Source organism: Roseateles sp. P5_E11, from assembly GCF_054049355.1.
Map to the genome: position 1 here is coordinate 1 of NZ_JBFUMO010000739.1, position 2,411 is coordinate 2,411.

1 protein-coding gene is annotated in these 2,411 nt (G+C 67.7%); it reads right to left on the reverse strand.

Annotation, left to right across the window (positions count from 1 at the left end):
- Positions 1-270: 270 nt before the first annotated feature.
- Positions 271-2,411: LamG-like jellyroll fold domain-containing protein (locus ACXJKR_RS29955; RefSeq protein ID WP_457325941.1), on the reverse strand; the 2,141-nt coding region annotated here is incomplete at its 5' end.

Consider the following 2,411-nt stretch of genomic DNA (forward strand, 5'->3'; position numbering starts at 1 on the left):
TTGCGAGCCCGCGAGAGTCGAACTGAAGGGAAGGGACTGACATGGGCGCCTCTAAAGATGCATTTTTGATGCATCAAATTCTAGAAACGCCGCCGTAACGCGGTTTGACATAGATCAAATGCCAGCGTCCGGAGCCGGCTGTCGGCAGTGACCTGTCGCGAGCCGGCCGCCCAGCAGCTGCCCTGCCGGGCCGGGTACCGGCGCCGGTGAGCACTGCGGGAATGAGGCGCACGGCACGCGCACGGCGCGCCGGTGCGCCCCCGCCGACCGCTACTTCGCCAGAGCCGCGACTTCGGCGGCGCTCAAGGCCCCCGCCTCGATGCGGAAGCCCTGGATGCGGCCGTTGAATGACGCATGGCCCCAGTCGCGCCCGAGGAAGGCCACCTGGTCGCCGACCTGGCGCGGCGACAGCATCATGGCGTCGGACCTCGCCACCTCTGTGCCGTCGACATAGAGCCGGCCAGTAGTGCCCTTGAGCGTGACGGCCAGATGGACCCAGCGGCGAATGGGCATGAACCACGGCGCGACCAGGTTCTGCTCGTCGTTGAACCCCGCGCCGGTGATGGCGAACTGCAGCCCCACGCGGCCCTTGGGCACGAGGCGCATGTAGGAAAACCCGTCGTGCCCGGCAAAGAACAGGCAGCTGTCCGTGCGCAGCGAATTGGCATTGGCCCACAGAGACAAGGTGAAGTCGCCCAGGCCGCTGAACAGCCCCTCGGGCAGCTGCAGGCCGGCCGACTTGCCGTCGAAGACGATGGCCTTGTCGTTCTGCCGCCCGTCGCCCCAGGTCGCGCCGTCCAGCAGCTCGCCCGCGACGGCCTTCCACTGGCCGGCGGGAGTCTGCAGCGCGCCGATGGTGCCCGTGCCGTTGCTGCCATTCAATGGCATCGAGAAACGTCGCTCGCCGGGCACGGCGGCCCGCGCCACCGCGGAAGCGGCGCTGGCGCTGGCGCTGCCCAGGGCGGTGACCTGGTAGAACCAGACACCCTTGGGCGGCGTGTCCGTGTGGGTCAGGAGTTCGGTGGCGGGGATGGTCGTCAAGTGAGTGAAGGGCCCGTTGGCACGGGCGGCGCGCTTGACCGCATAGGAAGTCGCACCCACGCTGCCCCACCACGACAGCACGACGCGGCCGTCGTGCACAGGAGCCGTGAGGCCGGAGGGCGCCTTCATCGGCCCGGCATAGGCAGGCCGGCGTTGCGTCAGCGTCGGGTACACCATGTCGTCGCCATTGCCCGACCCGTAGTTCCCTTCGCACAGCGGCAGCATGCGCGCGACGTTGGGCGCTGCCAGCCCCATGCGGTTCACGTAGTGGTTGTAGATAGGTTCCCAGGCGTTGCGGTAGTTCTGGAAGGACTGGTTGACCTCCGTCCACCTCGCCGTATGGGGCTGCGAGGGGTTGTGTTCCGGCGCGTACGGCATGGCGTAGACGTTGCCGTTCTCGTCCTTGAGGTTGGAGCGCGCCACGTACTCGGCCGCTGCGAGGAAGCGGTTGTTGTACATCCCGTAGAGGTCGTCACCCTGGTTCCAGGCCATCTCCAGCAGGTCGCCGCCGAGCGACATCCCCAGCGTCGAATGCCCCTGGTCGCGCCCGCTCTCCTCCCACTGCCCGAAATGACCCGGGTGCATGAAGTACACGCTGTGCACGATGGAGCCATTGCCGAACATGGCCAGCTCGCCTCGGTTGTTGCCCGCGTAGTAGTCGCAGGCCTGCCTGTACAGCTCGGGCCGGTCGCAGAACACGCCGATGGCCATGGCGCCACACAACGAGGCCATGTCCCAGTTGGCATGCGAGCCGAGGGAGACCTTCTTGAGAAACCCGGAGCAGATGCTGCCGAACACATCCAGCAGCATCTGCTGGAAGCGCGCCAGGCTCGCCGGCGCCCAACCTGGGTAGCTGCGCATCACCTCGCCGATCTGGGCAAACTGGTGGCCTTGCATGCCGGCCATCAGGATGTAGGTGTGGTCGTCAGGGGCGGTCGACCCTTCGGCCTTGGTCGCGACCAATTTCAGCGTTTGCGCCCAGGCATCCAGGGTCTCCACCGCCTTGTCGGCATAGCGGAGGTCGTCCGACAGCTTCCAGCGCAGCGCCAGGCACCAGGCGCGCTGGATGTCGCGGTACAGCGCGAACTTGCTGTTGTCTTGGCGGTAGACCGCCGGCTGCGGACTCGGCCAGCCATTAGTCAGCGACGTGAGGCGGTCGGCGCACAGCCTGTTCCACCAGCCCGTCCAGGGCTGCTCGCCGGCCGCGATATGACCACGGATGCGCTTGAAGTCGTCGTCCGTGACCAGCAGGCCGGTGTGGCGGAAGACGCCGCTGGCCGAGGCGGGCACCGGGCGGGTCTCGGCGAGCGCCGGCGCGCTGCACAGCAGCGGCAGAGCGGGCAGCAGGCCCAGGCCTGCAAGCAGGGAGC